This is a genomic window from Agrobacterium sp. Azo12 (assembly GCF_029193765.2).
Lineage (GTDB): Bacteria > Pseudomonadota > Alphaproteobacteria > Rhizobiales > Rhizobiaceae > Agrobacterium.
Genome location: NZ_JARFYO020000005.1, coordinates 1 through 18,926, shown reverse-complemented (window position 1 = coordinate 18,926; position 18,926 = coordinate 1). Strand labels below are relative to the sequence as shown.

At 56.0% G+C, this 18,926-nt stretch carries 13 protein-coding genes; all 13 read right to left on the bottom strand.

Annotation, left to right across the window (positions count from 1 at the left end; all coding sequences use genetic code 11):
• Positions 1-111 precede the first annotated feature (111 nt).
• Positions 112-909 carry an EamA family transporter gene (locus PYL13_RS26705; protein ID WP_275643779.1) on the bottom strand — a complete coding sequence of 266 codons (798 nt, stop codon included), beginning with the start codon at positions 907-909 and terminating at the stop codon, positions 112-114.
• Positions 910-1,118: 209 nt separating this feature from the next.
• Positions 1,119-2,045 (bottom strand): carbohydrate kinase family protein, encoded by a 927-nt coding sequence (locus PYL13_RS26700; RefSeq protein ID WP_275643780.1) that lies wholly within the window; start codon positions 2,043-2,045, stop codon positions 1,119-1,121.
• An 87-nt stretch (positions 2,046-2,132) separates the two neighbouring features.
• Positions 2,133-2,831, bottom strand: a complete 699-nt coding sequence (locus PYL13_RS26695; RefSeq protein ID WP_275643781.1) for an orotate phosphoribosyltransferase — start codon at positions 2,829-2,831, stop codon at positions 2,133-2,135.
• Positions 2,832-2,887: 56 nt separating this feature from the next.
• Positions 2,888-3,925: a dihydroorotase gene (gene pyrC, locus PYL13_RS26690; protein ID WP_259149367.1), complete on the bottom strand. Its 1,038-nt coding sequence runs from the start codon at positions 3,923-3,925 to the stop codon at positions 2,888-2,890.
• A 134-nt stretch (positions 3,926-4,059) separates the two neighbouring features.
• Positions 4,060-5,097, bottom strand: a complete 1,038-nt coding sequence (locus PYL13_RS26685; RefSeq protein ID WP_275643782.1) for a 4-hydroxyproline epimerase — start codon at positions 5,095-5,097, stop codon at positions 4,060-4,062.
• Positions 5,098-5,230: 133 nt separating this feature from the next.
• Positions 5,231-6,553, bottom strand: coding sequence for an alpha/beta hydrolase (locus PYL13_RS26680; protein ID WP_259149507.1), 1,323 nt, complete (start codon positions 6,551-6,553; stop codon positions 5,231-5,233).
• A gap of 127 nt (positions 6,554-6,680) precedes the next feature.
• Complete coding sequence (locus PYL13_RS26675; protein ID WP_250985597.1) at positions 6,681-8,177, bottom strand: acetyl-CoA hydrolase/transferase family protein; 1,497 nt, start codon at positions 8,175-8,177, stop codon at positions 6,681-6,683.
• A gap of 217 nt (positions 8,178-8,394) precedes the next feature.
• Entirely contained in the window at positions 8,395-10,473 is a 2,079-nt protein-coding gene (gene pbpC, locus PYL13_RS26670; protein ID WP_275643783.1) for a penicillin-binding protein 1C, read from the bottom strand.
• Positions 10,474-10,501: 28 nt separating this feature from the next.
• Positions 10,502-15,955: an alpha-2-macroglobulin family protein gene (locus tag PYL13_RS26665; protein WP_275643784.1), complete on the bottom strand. Its 5,454-nt coding sequence runs from the start codon at positions 15,953-15,955 to the stop codon at positions 10,502-10,504.
• A gap of 139 nt (positions 15,956-16,094) precedes the next feature.
• Entirely contained in the window at positions 16,095-16,283 is a 189-nt protein-coding gene (locus PYL13_RS26660) for a Trm112 family protein (protein WP_192491458.1), read from the bottom strand.
• Positions 16,284-16,295: 12 nt separating this feature from the next.
• A complete protein-coding gene (locus PYL13_RS26655; protein WP_250985595.1) occupies positions 16,296-16,970 on the bottom strand; it encodes an LON peptidase substrate-binding domain-containing protein in 675 nt (224 codons plus the stop codon).
• A gap of 107 nt (positions 16,971-17,077) precedes the next feature.
• Positions 17,078-18,046, bottom strand: a complete 969-nt coding sequence (trxA, locus tag PYL13_RS26650) for a thioredoxin (protein WP_275643785.1) — start codon at positions 18,044-18,046, stop codon at positions 17,078-17,080.
• A gap of 76 nt (positions 18,047-18,122) precedes the next feature.
• Entirely contained in the window at positions 18,123-18,632 is a 510-nt protein-coding gene (locus PYL13_RS26645) for a prolyl-tRNA synthetase associated domain-containing protein (protein ID WP_259149381.1), read from the bottom strand.
• Positions 18,633-18,926 lie beyond the last annotated feature (294 nt).

Sequence of the window (18,926 nt, the reverse complement as noted above, 5' to 3'; positions counted from 1 at the left end):
AACCTCATCAGTAGGTAGATCAGTCTACCTACTGATTGCAAAAACGTCAAGCCTCGTGCGTGCCGTCGGCTATCGCCGACACACCGTTGCCGCCTCAACCGGAACCATCCGTCAGGAGCGTTTGGCTATTACATCAATCAACAGAAACAGGGTGACCACACCAATCCCGGCAGCGGTCAGCCAGGACCAGGCATAGAGCGGCGAAAAACCTTCGATGATGAAGGTCAAAACGGGCAGTGCCGCCATCGTCACCATCACAGTATAGGCGTCACAACGTCCGATACCAACCTGCAGAAGATAAAGCGGTGCCAGAACGCCGATCATTGTCACGGCAAGCAGAGCTGCAACCAGATAGACGGACCATTCAATTGCTGGCAGGCCTGAGCCCAGTGTCATGACAAGCGAAATCGGGATGATGAGATAAAACCGATGCGCGAGCACCGACTCGAATTTCCAGCCGCGATTAAGAAGCGCCTTGGAAGCCATGGTGATCAGCACGGCACCGACACCAGCAACCACACTTGCAGCCAGGCCAAGCCAGGCATTTTCTCCAATGGAAGCAAAACCGCTGCCACTCACCGCAGCAAGCGCGAGAATGCCACATCCGGCGAGCACCCCAATACACACAACGGCGCGGATGAGTGACGGACGTTCACCGGTCATTACAAAGGTCAGGATAACGGCGAGAACCGGCCCGATGCCGATATCAACCGCGCCGACGATGGCCGGTTCGATCAGCTTCAGAGCATAAAAGAAAGTAAGAAAGGTCAGTGCGGTGCTGGCATTCAACAGAATGATCGGCCCCCACGCTTTTTGCCCGACGCTGCGGCGCGACAAAAGCAGGAAAAACACGGCGGTAAGCGTGAAACTGACGAACACAAAAAATGCGAGGGCACGGCTGTCAGCCATGTGCCAAACCTCACCTTGCCGACCGCCTGAAACAAGACGGCCAGAAAAATCATCAACCGGCCAAAGCCGACACCTGCAACTGATCCCAATGTCTCCCCCACCTGCCCTACATCAGGGCAGCCCCGCCCGTAGGACACACATATGAAGTGTGCCCCCAGACAGTCATCCGGCCGCACGCTGCAAATTTCAAAACGCATCAAAAGCTTGTTTTAAAGGCCGATTTCCTTGGCCCATGGCGGGTTTGCACCGGCGCGGGAAACGGTGACAGCGGCAGCCTTGGAGCCGAGCGCCAGCGCCTTGGTAATCGCCTCCTCGCTCAGCGTTGCAACCTGCGCCTTTGTCAGCAGTCCCTGCAATTTGAGCGAGGCCAAAATACCCGCATCAAATGTATCACCCGCACCGACCGTATCGACAACCTCAACCTTTTGACTTGGCACGAACACCTTGCGATCCCGGGTGTAACCGACAGCACCTTCAGCACCCTTGGTCACCACCACCAGCTTGGTATCATCCTTTAGCCAGTGCGTGGCCATGGCGTCGAGATCACCATCCAGGCCGAACCATTCCAGATCTTCATCGGAAAATTTCAGGATATCCGACATCGCAGCCATGCGGGTAATGCGGGCCAGGTGTTTTTCCTTGTCCTTGATGAATCCCGGGCGGATGTTCGGGTCGAGCGAGATGACACGACTGGCATGTTCGCGCTGCATCAGCGCTTCATAGGTGCTGCCGCAGGGTTCGGGAATGAGGCTGATGGCACCAAAATGCATGGCCTCGCAGTCATCACCCAGCACTGGCAGATCGTCCTGCGAGAGCATTCTGAGTGCCGTGCCTTCGTCATAGAAGGCGTACGTCGCATGGCCATTGACCAGCTTCACAAAGGCAACGGTGGACGGCCGATCCGAAAGTGCACAAAAGCTGTAATCGACATTGGCAGCCTTGAGGCTTTCAATCAGCACATCGCCCAGCATGTCCTTGGCAATGCCACAGAAAAAGCCGGAGGCAACACCAAGCCTTCCAAGCGCGATGGCCGTGTTGAACACTGCACCACCTGCATAAGGGGCATAACCTGCCTCCCCTTGCGTCGTTTGACGTGGCAGCATGTCGATCAAAGCTTCGCCGCAACACACGATCATTCGGTCCTCCTCACCCATATGAAAAATGAATCTGAAAATTCTTTGCGATTTAAATCGATTTAACCGATGTTACGCAGAAAAACCAGATCAGGACGTTGGCAATTCGCTGACGCCACCGTTGCGGCCAGACCAGGCCAGCGGCGCATCCAGAAACGCTTCTACCTCAGCCAATGTCTTCTCATCGAACAGCTTGTCAGCCTTGGCAACAGCCAGCACATCGCGCCATGTGGCGATATAGTGCAGCTTGACATTACCGGCTGCAAAACGCTGTTCTGCTTCCGGGAAAATGCCGTAATAAAACAGCGCAATACCATGATCAACGATGCCGCCGGCCGCACGGATTGCATCAATGAAGGTAAACATCGAACCACCGGCTGTCGTCAGGTCTTCAATGACCAGAACGCGTGAACCTTCAGGCATGTTGCCCTCGATCTGCGCATTACGGCCATGGCCTTTTGGCTTCTTGCGGCAGTAAATCATTGGCAGTGAAAGACGCTCGGACAGGAAAGCGGCAAAGGGAATGCCAGCCGTTTCACCACCGGCAACACAGTCGAACTTTTCAAAACCTGCGTCGCGCATCACAGTTGCCGCGGCAAAATCCATCGCCGTTGAGCGAATGCGCGGATAGGAAATCAGCTTGCGCATGTCGATGTAAACAGGGCTCGCCATGCCGGACGCGAACTTGTACGGCTGGTCAGCAGAAAAATGCACAGCCTTGATTTCCCAGAGCATTTTGGCGACGATTTCTGCCATGACGGCGCGATCTGTAAAGTTGGCATGGATCATCTGGCTCTCCTTGGGCGTCTTTGGCTTTTCAAAATTCAGTAAATGGGTGTTGCGGCTTAGGCCACATCCCAATGCAATGGGAACATTGGGTCAAACACCGTCACGATGCCGGCACCGGTTTCCCGCTTGGTTGGGAAGGCAACGGGCTGATCACGCTTGACCAGCGTGATCGTCTCATCATTTGGGGCAAGGCCATACCATGCCGGACCGTTGAGAGACGTGAAGGCCTCCAGCTTATCGAGTGCATTGTCCTGTTCAAACACATGCGCAAGGCAGCTCATGGTGTTGATCGAGGTGTAGACGCCGGCGCAACCACAGGCGCATTCCTTCAACGGATCGATATGCGGTGCGGAATCCGTGCCGAGGAAGAAACGTGCGTCGCCGGATGTTGCCGCAGCGCGCAGCGCAAGACGGTGTTCTTCACGCTTGGCAACCGGTAGGCAATAATAATGCGGCTTGATACCGCCGACCAGAATGGCGTTGCGGTTGATGATCAGGTGGTGCGTGGTGATCGAACCGGCGAGATTGGCCTTGGAGGATTTGATGTAATCCACGCCATCTTTTGTGGTGACATGTTCCATCGTCACTTTCAGCTCTGGCAAACGCTTGCGCAGCGGTTCGAGAACCGTTTCGATAAACACGGCCTCGCGGTCGAAAATATCGACCTCAGGCGTTGTCACTTCACCATGCACGCAAAGCGGCAGACCGATCTTGGCCATACGCTCCAGAACAGGCATGGCCTTGTCCATGTCACGCACGCCGCCGTGGGAATTTGTGGTGGCACCGGCGGGATAAAGCTTCACGGCGGTGATCAGGCCGCTGTTTTTACCGGCTTCAACATCATCCGCTTCGGTGTGTTCGGTCAGATAAAGCGTCATCAGCGGCTGGAACTTATGGCCAGCCGGTATAGCCTTGACGATGCGGTCCTTATAGGCCTGCGCATCCTCGGTCGTGACAACAGGCGGCACGAGGTTTGGCATGATGATCGCACGTGCGAAATCTTTGGACGTATCACCGATCACGCCTTCGAGCATGGCGCCATCGCGCAAATGCAGGTGCCAGTCATCAGGGCGGCGAAGGGTGATCGAATTCATCGTGCGGACCTCGGGTGCTGTATGGAATGCGGCAACCGCTTAACATCTTTTGCACCGGGGATACAGCCGCTGAACGGGTTTCAGCGGCTGTAAATGCATTTTTTCCGGCAGGAAGAACCGATCTGAGACCGGCTTTAGATACCGCCTGCCTCTGGTCCCCAGACATCGGTCATCGCAAATCCGTCCGCCAGCGGATCAAACGGGTCCAGACCCACCTGGTGCAGGCCGAATGTAAATCCACGACCGGCAATGGTCGGGATGACAGCCGGGCGACCGGCAACTTTAGTCAGCGCCGACAAGCCCACCTCAAATTCCGAGCCAATGATCGAACGCGATGTGTATTCGTCACCGAGTTTGACCTTGCCGCGCGCATAAAGCGTTGCGAGATTGGCCGAATTGCCAGTACCGCATGGCGAACGGTCAGCACGCCCCGGCCACATGGTGGTGCAGGTGCGGATGGAGCCATCCGCATCCACATCGCGGAACATCACATAGGCAACACCTGAGATCGCCGGGATTTCGGGATGAACCACAGGCACTGCCCGGTTGACGATATCTTTCAGCACCATACCCGCCGCCACCAACTTGGCTGCGTTCGCCTTGTCGATGGTCAAGCCGATCTGCCGCACATCCACCAGCGCGTAAAAAATGCCGCCATAAGCGATATCCATCGTCACCCGGCCCCAGTCCGGTGTGTCGATGCTGACATCAAGCTCATGAACAAAAGACGGCACCATGGTCAGCTTGACCTTTTCACAGCGCCCGTCGCGGCAGGTGGCGGTTGCCTTGACGAGGCCAGCAGCCGTTTCAAGAATGATCACCGTTTCCGGCTCTTTCATCTCCACCATGCCGCTTTCCAGCAGCGCCGTTGTGGCGCAGATGGAGTTCGACCCGGAACTGGCATGGGCCTGATCCGGCTGCAGGATCACAAAGGCCGCCTGGGCGTCCGGATGTTTCGGTGGCAGCAACAAATTGACCGACCCCATGGGCGTGCCACGCGGTTCAAGCGTCAGGAAGCGCCGAAGCTCGGTACCTTTCGGATCGGTATTCATCCAGTGAAGCTGTTCAGCAATGCTGTCGCCAGGGATTTTCGGCGCACCACCCACGACGACGCGACCGATTTCGCCTTCACAATGCACATCGAGAAGCTGAAGTGTGCGTTTCCAACGCATGATATTCTCTCCGAAAATCAACCAAGACGAACAATGCCGCCGTTCACATGACGCGACCTAACCTTAAGCAATACTCAACTGCATGCAGTTTGTATATTGAATAATTGTGTTTCCCGGCGACAGTTTTGCGCGGTCAGCGTCGATTACAGACGGCACGATCGCGATTGACGGAAAGATCGCAATTCACGCCGGACGAACCCATTGCCGACTCGTTGACCACACTGCCGGCCGTATCCCCAACCGAACCAATTGTGTTGCCAAGCGAACGACCGAAGCGTTCAACCTGCTGACCGTAATTGTCGCGTGTGCGTGGATCAAACACAGCAATCGGAGCACTGACCACCACGCTGGCCGCCGTGCCAACGGTTTGCGCTGCGCCAATTCCAACGGCGCCAATTGCCTCACCAAGGCCAACATCAGAATCCGTCACTGTCTGTCCGGCAATCAACCGGTCGCCAATCAACCGCACGACTTCGGGGCTTTCGGCAAATTTACCGTGATTGAGATTGTCTCCTGACTTCAGCTTGGTGAGATCGAGAACCGTAATGCCGGCCTTTTCAAGCTGTGAAGCATAGGGCTCAACCGTTGGATCAATCTGTCCAAGGCGATCGACGTTACCGGAGATGCGGCGAGATAGGGTCAAGGCCCGGTCGTCCTGCGACACGAACAACGTGAACTTCGGCGGCGTCTTGCCGAGTGCCGTGTACTGTCGGCTGAATACGTCCACATCCAGATCAGGTGCAGCAAGAATGACATTTTTGATCTTCGGATTCACGCGACCATTGCGAATGGCCATCTGCCGCAGCGATTCCACCGCAAGCCAGGTGCCCATCGAATGGGCCATCACGGTGATCTCACCAACAGACGTGTCCTTGGCAAGGCGGGTCAGCATTTCCTCCAACGCGTCGCGCGAATAGTTGGTGCTTTCCTTGTCGTAATTATAATCGAAGATGCTGGCGCGGGATGGCCAGGTAAACACCACTGGCACCACGTCCGTACCGGAATCATGCACGATCTGCGCAAATCGATAGACCGATTCCTCGTAGCGGTTGTTGAAACCATGCACGAAGACCAAAACGCGGCGGTCCTTGGAAAGGTGCTTCTTCACCCACGAAAAACCGGCTGCCTCACCGATGATCGGCTCGATCGAAACCGTTGTAAAATCCTTGATCGGGTTGGGTGGCAATTTCTTTGGCCACTGCACCTGCCCGACCTTGCGATTGGCTTCAGGTGGAATGGAGACAGTCACAGCGTCGATCTTGAGGCCGGTGCCACGCTCTCCGCCAAACAGGATTGCGGTATTATCAGAGGGAGCACGGGTCGTCGCAACGAGAAGATTGACTTCAGACGTGCCCGGTACGGTCGTTCCGGTTGGGGTCATCACGCCGATTGGACGCCCACCACAGCCGGTCAGCACGGCAAATACCATAAACACTGCCGCACATTTTGTGCGCATTCCAAAGGGCATAGATTCATTCTCCCCGAACCATGGAGCCTTCGTCAAAACAGCATCCGGCCGGGTCCCTTCTATAGCAAAGCCCAATGAAGCGGAATTGCTTTTTACAATCCCGCATTTTTGGTGATCAGGCAGAAGGCAACATGGTGCCCTTTTCCCGCAGTGCCGTGTGCCAGGAGAATGCTTCTTCGAGGATATGCGGTGTATGTCCACCACGTTTTACAGCCCGCTCATAATAATCTGCCAACTGGTCGCGGTAGAGCGGATGCACGCAGTTGCGAATAATCACCGGAGCACGCTCACGCGGCGCAAGTCCACGCAAGTCAGCGATGCCCACTTCCGTCACCAGAATATCCACATCATGTTCGGTGTGGTCGACATGACTTACCATCGGCACAACGCTGGAAATCGAACCATTCTTGGCAATAGACTTGGTGACAAAGATCGACATGTACGCGTTGCGGGCAAAGTCCCCGGAACCACCAATGCCGTTCATCATATTGGTGCCGCCAACATGTGTGGAGTTCACATTGCCGTAAATGTCGAATTCCAATGCCGTGTTGATGCCAATAATCCCCAGACGGCGAATAACCTCCGGGTGGTTGCTGACCTCCTGCGGACGCAGGATTAACCGGGACTTATAGTCCATCAGGCGCGGCATAACTTTTTCGTTCATCTCGCCTGAAAGGGTGATCGATGAGCCGGATGCAAAGGTCAGCTTGCCACTGTCGAACAATTCAAAGGTCGAGTCCTGCAGAACCTCGGAATACATTTTCAGGTCATGAAACGGCGTATCGATAAAACCGTGCATCACCGCGTTCGCAATGGTGCCGATACCGGCCTGTAGCGGCTGCAGCTCATAACCCATGCGACCTTGCTTCACCTCGTTCAGCAGGAAGTCCGAAAGGTGGGAAGCAATCGCCTTGGTATCGTCATCTGGTGGCAGAACGGTCGAGAAGCTGTCTTCTTTTTCCGTCACCACAATAGCGGCAATCTTTTCCGGCGGAACCGGAATATAGGGCAGACCAACGCGGCTATCCGGGGTCACCACCGGAATGGGCATGCGGGTAGGCCGACGTGCGGGAATGAAAATGTCATGCAGCCCTTCCAGAATGACCGACTGCGAAAGGTTGATTTCAACGATGATCTTGTCCGCCAGAATGGCAAAACTTGCCGAGTTACCAACCGATGTAGTTGGCACGATGCCACCTTCGGAAGTGATTGCCACCGCCTCGATAATGGCAACATCAACGCCGTGGATCTGGCCCGAACGCAGTTGCTCAACGGTTTCCGACAGGTGCTGATCGATGAACATCACCTCGCCGGCATTGATGGCCTTGCGCAGCGCCGGATCGGACTGGAAAGGCATGCGCCGCGCCAGCATATGGGCTTCGACCATGGTCTTGTCGAGATCATTGCCAAGCGACGCACCGGTCATCAGCGTAATGGAGAGTGGGCTTTTCTTCGCCCGTTCCGCCAGTGCCAGCGGCACGGCCTTGGCCTCGCCAGCACGGGTAAAGCCACTCATACCAACGGTCATGCCGTCCTTGATGAGCAAAGCAGCCTCGTCCGCACTGACCACCCTGTCGAGAAGGCTGGCGTTGCGAATACGATCCTGAAGCATGAAACTCTCCTAAAAACGCACTTATGTCATCGTCACGACGACAATATATTGCACTGCAACAGACATCGCGCTTAGTTCGCACCAGCGCAACTTGGCAATAAGTATGGGATAGTTTTAGCCACTCAGAACTGATCCATGTCAAAAAACAAGCAAGATCGCAGATAATAACTACGCCATTAAAACCACGCTATAACGTTATGCGAGACTTCGGACAGGGCTAATCTACAAAGACGCGCACGCTGGACGCACGCCCATCCGCGTCGATGACAGTCAGCGTCGAATAACCGGCACCGTCCGGCAGCCATTGGCTGGTGCGCTTGCGCGACAGGTCGCGAATGGGTTTGCCATTGGCCAGCCAGCGAAACGGCGCCCGACCACCCTGCATCTTCAAAACCAGCGGCGACATGTCACCGCCCTGCCCCGACAGTTCCACCTTTGCCCCCTCGGGTGGGTAGACGATATGCGGCGCAGCTTCACGGGTTGAAGCGGTCACAAGCCCGCTTGATGTCACACTGAAACGACGTTGCGCAGCAGGAAGATCCTGTGCGGCCAGCCGCACCGCACCTGTGGGTGCCGATGGCAAGGGTGTGATCGCCACGCCAGATTTTTCAAAGGCTTCAAACAGAATTGGTGCAGCAGAGGCATATCCCGCAATGCCCGGCACAGCGCCGTTATCGGCACGGCCAACCCAGACGCCAATGACGTGGCGGCCGTCATACCCCACCGACCACGCGTCACGATAACCGTAACTGGTTCCGGTTTTGTAAGCGATGCCGCGCTGCTTCATGCCAAGCGGCGGCAGAACACTGGCCAGTATATCGCTGACATTCCACACCGCGACCGTATCCAGCATTGTCGATGTCTGTTGCGCCTGGGGCTGCGATCGAACGCCGTCGCCGAGAGCGACCGGCACTCCACGATTAGCAAGAGCGGCATAAAGCTGAACCAGATCAACCAAAGAAACACCGGCCCCACCAAGCGCAATGGCAAGCCCCGGCGCCTCGCCTGCTGGCAGCGACAACGACACGCCCGCCCTTCGGAAACGCACCATCAAGGCAGCAGGGCTAACCGCATCCAGCAATTTCACCGCAGGCACATTGAGAGAAAGCTGCAATGCTTGGCGGATGCTGACGTCACCCTGATAACTCATGTCAAAATTGCGCGGACGATAGCCGTAAAAATCGGACGGCCGGTCTTCAATCAGCGTTTCCTGCGCTGCCACGCCATCTTCAAAGGCAAGGCCGTAGATAAACGGCTTGAGTGTCGAGCCAGGCGAACGCACCGCCCGCGTCATATCCACCCAGCCGCGTCGCGACGTGTCGGTATAATCGGAAGAACCGATTTCCGCGAGAATGTCTCCAGTGCGGCTGTCAGCCATCACGATCGCCACCGAGACTTTTGACCCGAGCTTTTCAGCTGCACGTTTTGCCAGCGCCTCCAGCTCTCTTTGAACAGACAGCGACAAAGTGGTTGAGATTTCGCCGGCATCAGGCGCTTTCCGTCTGGCAACCTCCGCCAGATGCGGTGCAAAGGCCGGCAGCTCCATTCGTCGTGAGGGTACCATTGAAAGCGATGCGCGGGCGGCTTCACCATCGCCTAACACATCGGCAACGGCAAGGCGCGACAACACCCGCTCCCGGGCGGCCTTTGCTGCCTCAGGAAAACGGTCTGGTCGTCGCCTTTCAGGCAGTTGCGGCAATGACACTAACAAAGCAGCTTCTGCCGTTGAGAGGCGTTTCGGCTCCTTGCCAAACCATGCGAGGCTTGCAGCACGGACCCCCTCAAGATTGCCGCCATAGGGTGCAAGATTGAGGTAGAGGTCAAGGATTTCCGCCTTGCCCAGACGTCGTTCGATCTGTACCGCGCGCGCTGCCTGCAAGAATTTCGCAGAAAAGGAGCGGTCCGTGCGCGGCTCGATCAATCGGGCCACCTGCATGGACAGTGTGGAAGCACCGGAGACGATCCGCCCATTTGAGACCAGCTGCCAGCCCGCCCGCAGTAACGCCCATGGGTCAATACCGGCATGTTGCCAGAAACGCTGGTCCTCATAAGCAACCAGCATTTTCAGAAACTGCGGGTCAACATCGTTAGCCGTCGTCTTCAACCGCCAGCGCCCGTCCGTCGTGGCAAAGGCGCGCAGCAACTGGCCATTTGCGTCCTTCACTTCGAATGAGCGGCTCAATGCGGCATCAAGCGGCGGCGGATAGGCCTTATCGAGAGCATCCAGCGTATAGGCGGCGCCGATGGTCAGAATACTGACCAGGGCAACCGCTATAGCTGTCTTTTTACACCGCATGCTTTTGATCCGCATCATGGCGAAAGCCTTATTCGGCCTTCACCACCGACATGCGGCCGGTTGCTGTGCGGGCGGAGAACTGCGGACGATACATGTCTTCCACATTTGCCGCCGGATGATCGTAGGTACCGGGTGTGACCGCACGCACCACATAGGCCAATGAAATTTCCGAATTGTCACCGGCCGAGCGATCAAATGCCGCCACGAAACGATCGCTGCGGAATTCGGTGTGTGCTGCCTCGACCTCGCCAATCCATTCGAAGTTGGAAAGCTGCGCGCTATCCACAAGGCTTGGATTGTCGATTTCAAAACCGGCTGGCAACAGGTCGGTAATCAGAATGCGCGACTGCCAGTCATGCTGCGGTGTGACATTCAGCACCACCACATAACGTTCGTTCTGCACGGCCTCGCTAATGTTTACCTCTTCGCCATCAAGCGAATAATAGGCACGGGAAATCGTGAACCCATCGCCACCTGCCGCAAGCGGCGAGGCCGGCGCGGCAACCGTGGTGACCGTTGCCATGACTGGATCGGAAGAGGCATTCGAGATGGTCAGCGGCTTGTGCAGCAGCTCGTCGCCCGTCATCTGTTTGCCAAACCCACCGGTCGACATTTCGCCGTTCACATCAAGGCGAATGTCCTTGTCTTCGCCCTTAAGCGCGCGTGCAGCCAGCAGCATCCACGCCTGTTCCTGCGTGCTGGTGTAGGTCTTGTTTTCCCATTCCTTGGCAACACTGCTGGCCAGTTGCGGCACAACAGGCGGCACCGGACGGCTTTCTGCCGCCAGTGCCAGAGAGGCCGCACCATCACGCAGTGCCGAACCATAATCGGCGCGGGCAAGGCTGACATTGGCGGAGTTGGCCGCCATGCCAAGTGAGGATGCAAAGACCGACTGCGAGCGATTATTATCGCCATAAAGCGAAAGTGCTGCACCGATCTGTGCCTTGGCCAGAGGTGTCGGGAATTCGCCAAGCGCCGTATCTGCAAAGTAGCGCAGGTCGTTGATCGCGGCCTTCTTGTTGCGGGCCAGCACATAGAGTGCATAGGCGATTTCATTGCCACGATCCCGGACATTGTTGTCAATCGCCAGGCCGTTTTGCAGGTTGGTCAAAGCCTGAACCATCGCCTGCTCCGGAACCTCATAGGACTGTTCGCGGGCACGGGTCAGGAAGTCGGTGATATAGGCATCCAGCCAAAGGTCACCATAGCCGGGCGACCAGAGGCCGAAACTGCCCGAACTCGACTGGAAGGACAGCACGCGGAAAATTGCATCCTGTACGCGCTTCTTGATCTCAGGGTCTTGCGAAAGAGCAGTGTCGCTTGTCATTTCAGACAGATAGAGCAGCGGCAATGCACGGCTGGTCGTTTGCTCGGCACATCCGTAAGGATATTTGTCGAGCATCATCACCAGTGCCGGAACATCGAATGCTGCCGAGCGGCTGACATTGACCGCAACGGATGCACCAAGCAGCATGCTGTCAGCTAGCAGGTCACCGTTCACAGTCAGGCTGCTATTGGGAGCAATACGAATGTTGCGTCGTGTGGTCACCGGCAGGGCAGCTGGCCGCACCGGAATGTTCAACTCCTGTTCAAGAGCTGCACCCGTCGCATCCGCCAACCGTATCGTCACTTCGGCATTGCCGGGCATTTCGCCTGTTAACGGCAAAGTCAGATCCGCTTTGCCACCTGTCGCCAAAGTCAGGGTCTGCTGCACCAGTCCTTCACCCACTGTCGCAGCAGTGTTGCTGGAGACCGTCAGTGTGTAATCGCCAGCGCGACCATCAGTATTGGCAATGTCCAGCCGCAACTGGGCCTCGTCACCGGGGCTCAGAAATTTAGGCGCACTGGCGGTAATCACCACCGGATCACGAATGACGACATCAGACACCGCATGTCCAACCCCGGTCTTGGAATAGGCAACAGCCATAACCCGAGCAGTGCCGTTAAACTGCGGAATATCGAAGGTGATAACGGCCTTGCCTTCACCATCCAGTTTTACCGGACCGGCAAAAAACGCCACCAGCTTTTCGGTCGGAGGGCTACCCTGTAGGGCAACCTGCCCGCCATCACCACCGGTGCGCAACCGGCCGGTCGCACCCAGCGAACCGTCAATCAATCGTCCATAAATATCGCGGATTTCAAGTCCCAGACTGCGCTGGCCAAAATACCAGTCATCCGGCTTTGGCGGCTGGTAACGTGTCAGGTTCAATATCCCGACATCGACAGCAGCAACCATCACATAGGCGTCTTCATCAGCACCGGCTCCCGTCACCTGTACGGGGATTTCCAGCGGCTGACGGGGTAGCGTCTTTTCCGGCAGGGTCAGCGAGACATTAAGCTTGCGCTCAGCCGGGTCAACGGCCAGCCATTTGATTCCGATGGCACGCATCGGCATGCGGCTTTCCTGCGCATCACCAGGGCGGAACAGTGTGGCGGTCACATAGGCACCCGCACCCCAGTCCTCAGTAACAGGAATGTCCACTTCACCGCCGTTTTCGCCAATCGAGACATTCTGGACGGCAATCAACGCTTCCGAACCGGCAGTGACCATCAGTTCACCGGAAAATTTGGAAGAAATCTGCAGCTTGGCAGTTTCGCCAACCGTGTAGCGTTCCTTGTCCAGTGCTATTTCGAGGCCATCAGGCGTTTCCGTTGAGCTTGCCTCCACGAACCAGCCAGCATCAAACTCAACGCTGGAAGTCGGGCCATCATTCTGGGCAGTTTCCACTTCCAGACGGTAACGACCCCAACTGACAGGCACGGAAATCTGCCCGCCATTGGCGTCAACGGACACCGTTCCGGTTTCCATCTGACGGGTAAACACAACCGGCTCATAACGCCAGGAATTACCCTGACGATACCACTGGTAGTTCCGTTCAACCTTGATCAACTTCCATGTCAGGCCGCTCATAGCCTGTTTTGCACCGTCTGCCGAAACGCCAATGATGTGGAAACGACCAACCGAATTCTCAGCAAGGTCACCGGAAAATTCTGGCTTGATACCAATCATCGAACCTTCAGACTTGACCGGCAAAGTCAGGGTGCGCTCGACAGCACGGCCACCAGCCTCACGCATCCGCACAATGACATTGGCATTGAGAAGCTGCGTGGTCGACGGAATTTCACTCAACGTCACCGGGAAGGTCGCCTTGCCATCATCATCCAGCACGGGAAGTTCTTCCAGCGGCATGCGGCTTTCTTCCTGACTTTCCTCGTCAGCGAGACCAAAGAAATAACCGGGGAAAGCATCGCTGTTGCGGGTCGGTTTGAGGGCAACTTCGCCTTCAAGCTCAAGACCGGCGGCTGGCGCACCGTAAAGATAACGACCATCGACAGTAACATCAGCTTCCGCACCGGGCACGATTTCCTTCACCGAGCTGGAAAGCTCGAACTCGGTCCGATCAGGCACAAAATCGTCCACCAAGAACGATGTTTCGCTGAGCGATGACGCCTTTGGATCGGTATAGACCCTCATTGTCCAGGTGCCACGCATTGCGGTGGCCTGCGTTTCAAACTGCAGCGCGTGTCCACCAAGCGCCCGGCCATCACTGACCACGCGACGATCCTCAACGCCGTCAGGGCGCGAGAACACGAAGGTTAGCGGCAGATTTTCAATGGCGTTACCTTCAATGTCACGGGCAAGCGCAACAGCATTGACGGTTTCACCAGCACGGTAAATTCCGCGCTCCGTCCAGCTCATCACATCGATAGCACCGGGGGCTGCACGTCCTGTCACACCGCGATCAGAAAGATCAAAACCGGCGCGCGTCATATCAAGGAAAACGTAATCGCTGTCGCCATTACGGGCGGTAATGACTGCCGGTGCCTGTGCTGCCGTTCCGCGGATCAGACCGGCGGCAAAGGTCGCGCGACCTTCTGCATCACTCGTTGCGGTCGCCAGAACTTCGTTGTTCTTGGCCAGCAATTGCAGTTCCACGCCTTCCAATGGCTTGGCGGTGCTGAGTGCACGCACGAAGACATTCAGGCCATCCGTTCCGGCATAGGTCGTTACGCCGGTATCCGACACCAGGAACCATTGGGTTGCGCGTGAATCCCAGTTTTCCGGCGCAGTGCCAGGCGGTACAGCAGTCAGAACATAGATGCCAGGTTTACGCTCAGGCAGCGCTTCATCCACCGGGAAGCTCGTAACCACATCCTTGTTCAACTCAGGCTGAATGACGATATCGCCCTGCCACACCAGTTCACCAATTTCGTTTTCGATACGGTCTGAACTATAGCCATCCATCTGGGTGAGAAACTGCGAATTGGCCAGCAATGGCGCAATGTTGCGATCACCGACGCGGTAGAGTTTCAGAGATGCGCTTTCGATGTTGACGGACACCAGCGGCACACCACGGCGTGCAGTGCCCGGCAATACGAAACTGTCACCGGTAAAACGCACCGAGGCCGAACGGTCACGGACGTAAATGTCGAGATCGACCTGCTTTTCCAGCGGCTCTTCCACGGACGATGGCAAACCGGCACGCAAAGCAAGTTTGTAGCGCTGGCCATGGGTCAGACCTTCCACGCAAATTTCGCTGCCCTTGGCTTCCATAGCCTTTGGCGACGTACCATCCAGCGTCACGAAAGGCGCATAATCGACACCGGCTTTCAACAGCGGTTCGGAGAACTGCACGCAGGCACGCGGCGATGCGCTGTCGGTATCAACGGTGTTGCCGATAACCCTAAAGCCCTGGCGGGTGCGCAGGTCTACATAGGCAGCGCGAATAGCTCCATCATCGACGAGTGCAAGACGCGCCTTGTAGGTGTTGAGGGCAGCACGGTAATTCTGCGTTTTTTCAAACGCTCGCGCTAACGCATCCAGCGCGTCGGTTCTGGCACTTGAGGTACGGCTCAGCTCATAGGCATTGAGCGCAGCAGACGCAGCCTGTCCGGCAATCGAATAATTGTTATCGACGCGGGCAGCGGTCGCAGACAATTGCGCCCACACCGTACCGTTGTCAGGTTCCAGTGACAGGGCAGCCTTAAAGAAATCAACCGCTTGCGGAATATTTCCCGCGCCGCTTTGCATATTGGCATTGCCAAGCAGGGCATCAAAACCCATTGCCTCCTGTTCGTCCGTCGCCGTCAGGCTGGACTTGAGGCGCCGTGCCTCCTGAACCAGATCGTCGGAAATGAACGACAATCGCTTGGGCGCACCGATATCCGGTTCATTGGACACTTCCACGACTTTGCCAGCCACAGCGCCCGGGAAAGCGTTCAACTGGTTGAAGTCCGATTTGAGGAAGCACCATTGCACCTTGGGATTATAGGTAAATGCCTTGCAGGACGCGTCATCAAGGCACGTCGTCTTGCACTCATCTAGTGAAACATTTTGCTCGGTACGCAGGTCAAAACCGAAATAATCGCCATTTTGCGTGGTGACTATTTTACGGTCTGCCTGTTGAGCATTGGAGGGCAGCGTTGCAAAAACCGTTGCAGCAACCACGAAGGAACCGCGAAGCAAGGCGCGCAAGGACATCTGTTCTCTCCCCGACAGATTTTTATATTCGATTGTGTTCAAATTCCTTTTGGCTTGTCAACGCAGCCAAAACAAGCCTCAGAATTTATGGCCGAAATCCATAACGCCGACATGACGATGTTATGCGGCAGCTGGAAGGCTAATCTTCCAGCTTGCGGGCTTCAGAAACTAGCATTATCGGAATTCCGTCGCGAATGGGATAGGCAAGGCGCCCGCTCTCGGAAACCAGCTCGTTTTTCTCGCGGCTATAGGACAGCGTGCCCTTGGTCAGCGGGCAGACCAGAAGCTCAAGCATCTTCGGGTCAACCCGGCTCATTTTTTCATGCATGCAACATCACCTTCATTGCAAAACATTACCGCCATCGCTGCGCCCTTGTGCCAGTACAATTTCGGTAATCGCAATCAGCGTTTCCGCGCGTGAACGAAGATCCGGCGCCTCAAGCAGTGCCTGCTTTTCCGCAGGCCCGAAAGGTGACATCATCGACAGGGAGTTGACCAAAATACGGTTTCCGGCCCGCTCGACACTTTCCCAGTCGGCTTCCAACTGGTTGGCATCCAGAAAATCACGAAACACTCGCAACAAACTATCCCGGTCAACGGCGCTCTCGTCATCGTCTCCGGTGAGGTCCGTCAGCAAAGGCGCGTGTTTGAAAACCCGGTAGGGTTTGGAGCAGGCCACTTCGTCTATCAGCCGGAAACGGCACACGCCCGTCAGGGTCACCAGATAACGACCGTCACCGCTTTCGGTAAACGACGTGATACGGCCAAGGCAGCCGATCTGGCTTAAAACGGGCGTATTGACATCGTAATTATTCGCCTCTGTCAGCGATGGTTGCACCATGCCGATCAACCGTTCCGCCGCCATCGCCGCATCAAACATCGTCAGATAACGCGGTTCGAAAATGTTCAGCGGAAGATTGCCACCGGGCAGCAAAAGTGCGCCGGACAACGGAAAAACCGGAACGGTGGCGGGCAGATCGCTGCCCTTCACATATCTCGCATTTCCCACTTGCATCAGGATAATCCCTCAGCGTGAAAGCCACAACAGGCCAGATACACTAAAGCACCAAATGTGGTGTTTTTGCGCAAAAACGCAAGCCTTTGTCAGCGATCACACCCGGTTCAGGAGAATAGAACGGCAGAAAGTTTACGCCGTGCCGCAACCGTTGCCGGGTCCTTGAAGCCCCATGCATCGAAAAACTCGAGCAGCAGGCGGCGCGCGCCATCATCATCAAAAGTACGGTCCTTGCGCATCACCAGCAGCAGGTGATCTGCGGCCTCGTCACGCTTGCCCTGCACATTGAGGATCTTTGCCAGTTTCACCCGTGCTTCGTGGTTGTCGGCGTTCAGTGCAAGCTCATGTTCCAGCGCTGTCGGGTCGCCCAGCTTGCGGGCTTCTTCATACTGCGCCAGTTTTTTCTGAACAGCCTGAATACCTGCATCTTCGGCAATTTCCGGCGGCAGCGACGACAGCAACTGGCTGGCGCGGTCCTGTTGGCCAACCGCAATCATGCACTCAGCGATACCGGCGATCGCACCGGCATTGTCAGGTGCAGCTTGCATTACAGCGCCAAAAAGCTGGGCCGCCTGATCGTACTGACCATCCGCCAACAACTGGCGTGCTTCAGCCAGTGCAGCGTCAATCTCGGCTGCAGGGTCATCGCCTGCCGGTCCTGCAATCTTGTCGATGAATTCGCGGATCTGGCTTTCAGGCACAGCACCCATGAAGCCATCCACCGGGCGACCGTCCGCAAAGGCGACGATTGCCGGGATGGACTGAATGCCGAGCTGGCCAGGAATGGATGGATGATCATCGATGTTCAGCTTGACCAGCTTCACGCGGCCGGCCGATTCGTTGATGACCTTTTCCAGAACAGGCGTGAGCTGTTTGCACGGTCCACACCATGGCGCCCAGAAATCCACCAGAACAGGCTGGCGACGTGATTCTTCAAGCACATCCTTGGTAAAACCTGCCGTGGTGGTGTCCTTGATGAAACCGCCCTCACCAGCACCGTTAGCGGCACCATATTGGGCCGATGCGCTCATTTGCGCACCAAAAGAACCGCCATAGGGGTTGTCCATTCCGCTCATCGTCGTCTCCAGTTCTTGAAGCCAGCACAGGCCGCACTGTCGTGCGCCAAAGCATTATCGTGGCAAAGATCGTATGTCACTCGCTCACTTTCAAGACAAGCGGTGTGTGACCGGTCGCCTCGAGAAAACGCAACACGTCTTTGGACGTCAAAGTTGTGGTTGCATCATTGGAAAGCGGATGGCCGTTAATCAGCTCGTTTTCCATCAGCGCTTCATCCAGCACAAAGGTCACTGCATTACCGGTATCGTTGATCGCACCAAACACCGTGACCGAACCCGGCACCACGCCCAGATACTCCAGCATCTTTTCCGGTTTGCCGAAAGAGACCTTACTCGCCGCACCGATCGCCTTATGCACGGTCTTCAAATCAACCACCGCATTTTCTTCGACGGTCAGAACAAAATACTGGTCCTTCTTGTCCTTCACGAACAGATTTTTGGTGTGGCCACCAGGAATGAGGTCACGCAAAGACTGCGATTCGGCTACGGTAAACACCGGTTCATGGCTCGTTGTCTTATGGGAAATGCCCAGATTATCGAAGAATTCGAACAGGGCTTCTGGCGTTTTAGGGGCCGGATTTGTCATGTCATCGCTTCTCTGCTGTCACTCGATCTGAAATAGCCGTCAGAGGGTTTTAAGCGGCAAAATCAAGTCACGCAATGGCATCCACAAAACAAACCCCTAAAATTTCCATTTACTTTCAATAACTTGAATGACGAATGCATTTTTTCTCGCTCTTTTTGTCATTTCCCTGTTGCATTTGAAAATCGATTGAGCGATATAGCCCCCGTCGCCGCAACGCAGCGACCCACGGCTCAGCGACTACCCCGGGCCTTGGATTTTTGAGCGGGTGTAGCTCAGGGGTAGAGCACAACCTTG